Source organism: Stenotrophomonas sp. AGC87 (genome assembly GCF_057333975.1).
Genome location: NZ_JBHFHW010000036.1, coordinates 19252 through 23416, shown reverse-complemented (window position 1 = coordinate 23416; position 4165 = coordinate 19252). Strand labels below are relative to the sequence as shown.

The window sequence follows — 4165 nt, the reverse complement described above, 5'->3', positions numbered from 1 at the left end:
GTCCTGGCCGGTGATGAAACCGGCCAGGTCCGAGAGCAGGAACACCGCCAGCGCGCCGATGTCCGGCGGCTGGCCAACCCGGCCGACCGGATGCTGCGCCTGATCGCGGCGCGAGAGCTTGGGCGTGCGCCGGCGTGACGGTGCCTGCCAGGCATCGGTGGTGATCCAGCCGGGGCTGATGCTGTTGACCCGCACCGCCGGCCCTTCGCTCAACGCGAGTGCATGGGTGAAGGCGACCAGCCCGCCCTTGGCTGCGGCATAGGCTTCACTGTCCGGTTCGGACTGCCATGCACGCGTCGAGGCGATGTTGACGATGGCCCCGGCATGCTCGCGCAGGGCGGGCAGGGCGTGTTTGCTGCACAGGAAGGCGCCATGCAGGCTGGAAAGGCGGCGTTGCCACTCAGCCAGCGGCATCTCCGCCAACGGCGTGCCATGGGCACTGGCGATGCCGGCATTGTTGACCAGGCCATCCATGCGGCCAAAGCGCTTCATCGTCGCCTTCATCAGCGCCTGCACACTGCGCTCGCTGGCCACGTCCGCGCGCTGGAACGCCGCGCGCTCCGGCAGCGCCCATTCGGTCAAACAGGCCTTGCCGGCATCGGCATCCAGGTCGGCAATCATCACGCTGCCGCCGGCGCCCAGCACCGACTGCGCGATGCCACGGCCCACCCCCTGCGCACCGCCGGTGATCACCACCACGCGATCGCGCAGCGGCTGTGCCGGCCAGTCGAGAATGTCCGGGGTCAGTGGCACGGCGGCATGTCGTTGCGGCCCAGCAGGCGCGTCCAGCCTTCGATGCCGAGCTTGTCCAGCGTTTCGATGTTGCGCTCCACGATCACATCCGGATCCGGGAACGCGGCGACCGCCCGTTCGACGCTGTCTTCGCGCAGCAGGTGCAGGGTCGGATAGGGCGCACGGTTGGTGTAGTTGCTCACGTCATCCGGCGCCGCGCCGGCGAACTGGTACTGCGGATGGAAGCTGGCCACCTGCAGGATGCCTTGGAGATCCAGTGCTTCGATCGCCGCATCGGCGTTGTCGAGGAAATCGTTGTAATCCAGGAAATCGGTCAGCACGTCCGGATGCACGATCAACGTGGTGTCGATCTGTTCGGCCGGCGTATCGCGCAGCAGGATCAGCTCTTCGGCCAGTTCCTCCACCAGCGCTTCCGGGGTGGTCGCATCGCTGAGCACGAACCGCACCTGGTCCTTCACGTACACCGCTTTGGCGAACGGGCACAGGTTCAAGCCAATGACGATCTGCTCCAGCCATTTCCGGGTCTCGGCGATCGGGTCGTGGGTGGCGGTGAGGGACGCATCGTTCATGGCGGGCGGTGTCGCTGGCTGGGGCTGTTGATTGTACGGCGCGGCGGTGAAGCGGGCGGGTGATCGGCTCCACTGTCCATTAACTGGACACCCGTCATCCTGATAAATCCTTATCCGGCAATCACTTGCAGTGATCGAGCCAACGGCCAATAGGCAGTGGCCCGCCGCAGGTATCCAATGGCCGGGTACACGACGCAAGGAGTTCTCAGTGATGGCAACACACGCATTCCTGCCGACGGCCACGTGGTCCGGCAAGCTCTTCGATGGCCAGTGGACCTCGGGTGCAGGCACCCAGGACGTGGTCGAACCGGCCACCGGCGAGCGGCTCGGTGAGATCGCGATGGCCGACCCCGCTCAGATCGCACGCGCGGCCGCCACTGCCGCCAGCGCACAGCGCGATTGGGCCAGTGCCCCGTATGACACCCGCGCGCAGGTCCTGCGCCGGGCCGCGCAGCTGGCCGAAGAACACAACGACGAAATCGTGCAGTGGCTGGTCCGCGAAAGTGGCTCCACCCAGCTCAAGGCCGGCTTCGAGGCCAAGGTGAACACCAAGGCGCTGCATGAAGCGGCGGCATTGCCCTCGCGCAGCATCGGCGAAGTGCTGCCGTCCGAACCGGGTCGTCTGAATCTGGCGCGCCGCCGCCCGCTCGGTGTGGTCGGCGTGATTGCGCCGTTCAATTTCCCGCTGTATCTGGCCATGCGTGCGGTGGCCCCGGCACTGGCGCTGGGCAATGCGGTGGTGCTCAAGCCCGATCCGCGCACCGCCGTGTGCGGTGGCTTCGTGATCGCACGCCTGTTCGAACTGGCTGGCCTGCCTGCTGGCCTGCTCCATGTGTTGCCGGGGGATGGCGCGGCCGGTGCGGCGCTGACCAGTGACCCGAACATCGCGATGATCCAGTTCACCGGCTCCACCGGTGCCGGGCGCAAGGTGGGTGAAGCGGCGGGCAAACACCTGAAGAAGGTGTCGCTGGAACTGGGTGGCAAGAACTCGCTGATCGTGCTCGACGATGCGGACATGGATCTGGCCATCGCCAACACGGCGTGGGGCGTCTACCTGCACCAGGGCCAGATCTGCATGGCCACCGGCCGCGTGCTGGTCCAGCGCAGCATCCATGCGCGTTTCCTGGAAAAGCTGGTGGCCAAGGCGAAATCGCTCAAGGTCGGCAATCCGGCCGATGGCGCGGTGGCGATCGGGCCGTTGATCAATGCCCAGCAGCGCGACCACGCCGCGCGCATCGTTGCTGAGGCACAAGCTGCGGGCGCGACCCTGGCAACCGGTGGTGGCTACAAGGATCTGTTCTTCGAGCCGACCGTGCTCAGCGATGTGAGCCGCGACAACCCGGCCTTCCACGAAGAAATCTTCGCGCCGGTCGCGGTCGTGGTGCCGTTCGATACCGATGACGAGGCGGTGGAGCTGGCCAACGACAGCGAGTACGGCCTGTCGATGGCGATCGTGTCCAGCAACGTGGGCCGCGCGCTGAAGCTGGGCGAACGGCTGCGCACCGGCCTGCTGCATATCAACGACCAGACCGTGAACGATGAGGTGATCAACCCGTTCGGCGGCGTCGGTGCTTCGGGCAACGGCACCAGCATCGGTGGCCCGTCCAACATCGACGAGTTCACCCAGTGGCAGTGGATGACCGTCAAGGGCGAAGCGCCCGCGTACCCGATCTGATCCAGGAGATTCTCATGACCGCAACAGCAGAACTGCGCGATATCACCGTGGCCGTGGTGCGCGAAAAAGAACAGCCCTTCACGATCGAGAAGGCGCGTATCCGTGGCCCTCAGGACGATGAAGTGCTGGTCCGCGTGGTCGCCACCGGCCTGTGCCATACCGACCTGATCGTGCGTGACCAGTACTACCCCGTGCCGTTGCCGGCCGTGCTCGGCCATGAAGGCGCGGGCATCGTCGAAGCGCTCGGCCCGGGCGTGAAAGAGCTCAAGGTTGGCGACCATGTCGTGCTGACCTACGGCGCCTGCGGCCACTGCAATCCCTGCAGCGGCGGCCACGGTGCCTACTGCAAGGACTTCTTCGGCCTGAACTTCGGTGGCGGTGCGCTGGACGGCTCCACCGCGATCCAGGACCCGGACGGCAACCCGCTGCACGATCACTTCTTCGCGCAGTCCTCCTTCGCCACCTACGCACTGAGCCGCGAAAACAACGCGATCAAAGTGCCCGACGATGCGCCGATCGAGCTGCTTGGCCCGCTTGGCTGCGGCATCCAGACCGGTGCCGGTGCGGTGATCAACTCGCTCAAGGTGACCGCCGGCAGCAGCTTCGCCAGTTTCGGTGCCGGCGCGGTCGGGCTGAGCGCGGTGATGGCCGCACGCGTGGCCGGTGCGACGACCATCATCGCCATTGATGTGGTGCCTTCGCGGCTGGAGCTGGCCAAGGAACTGGGGGCCACGCATGTGATCAACAGCCGCGAGGTCGATGTGGTTGAAGCAGTGCGCGGGATCACCGACGGGGGCGCGAACTTCGCACTGGAATCCACCGGTCGTCCGGAGGTGCTCGCGCAGGGCATCGAGGCACTCGGCGGGTTGGGGGTGATTGGCGTGGTCGGCGCGCCGAAGCTGGGCACCAAGGCCGAGTTCGACGTCAACAACCTGCTGCTCGGCGGGCGCAGCATCCGCGGCATCGTCGAAGGCGACAGCGTGCCCAAGGTGTTCATTCCGCAGCTGGTGCAGCTGTATCAGCAGGGCCGCTTCCCGTTCGACAAGCTGGTCAAGTTCTACCCGCTGGACCAGATCAACCAGGCCGCCGAGGACAGCACCCGCGGTGTCACCCTCAAGCCGATCCTGACCATCGGCGGGTGAAACGGTCCGTGGGGGGCATGCATGCC

4 protein-coding genes are annotated in these 4165 nt (G+C 66.4%); 2 read left to right on the top strand and 2 right to left on the bottom strand.

What is annotated here, in order from left to right; all coding sequences use genetic code 11:
* Positions 1 to 753, bottom strand: a 753-nt coding sequence (locus ACE026_RS14570; RefSeq protein WP_486039538.1) for an SDR family oxidoreductase, incomplete at its 3' end; no start/stop codon positions are given.
* The gene (locus tag ACE026_RS14565; protein WP_123730129.1) at positions 744 to 1322 is read right to left on the bottom strand and encodes a DUF1415 domain-containing protein; all 579 of its coding nucleotides are present in this window, start codon (positions 1320 to 1322) and stop codon (positions 744 to 746) included. The genes ACE026_RS14565 and ACE026_RS14570, both read right to left, overlap by 10 nt.
* A 211-nt stretch (positions 1323 to 1533) precedes the next feature.
* Here ACE026_RS14565 and ACE026_RS14560 point away from each other — a divergent pair, with 211 nt between their 5' ends.
* Complete coding sequence (locus tag ACE026_RS14560) at positions 1534 to 2997, top strand: benzaldehyde dehydrogenase (RefSeq protein ID WP_486039536.1); 1464 nt, start codon at positions 1534 to 1536, stop codon at positions 2995 to 2997.
* 14 nt (positions 2998 to 3011) lie between these two features.
* Positions 3012 to 4139, top strand: a complete 1128-nt coding sequence (locus tag ACE026_RS14555) for an NAD(P)-dependent alcohol dehydrogenase (RefSeq protein WP_486039534.1) — start codon at positions 3012 to 3014, stop codon at positions 4137 to 4139.
* The last annotated feature ends 26 nt before the right edge of the window (positions 4140 to 4165 follow it).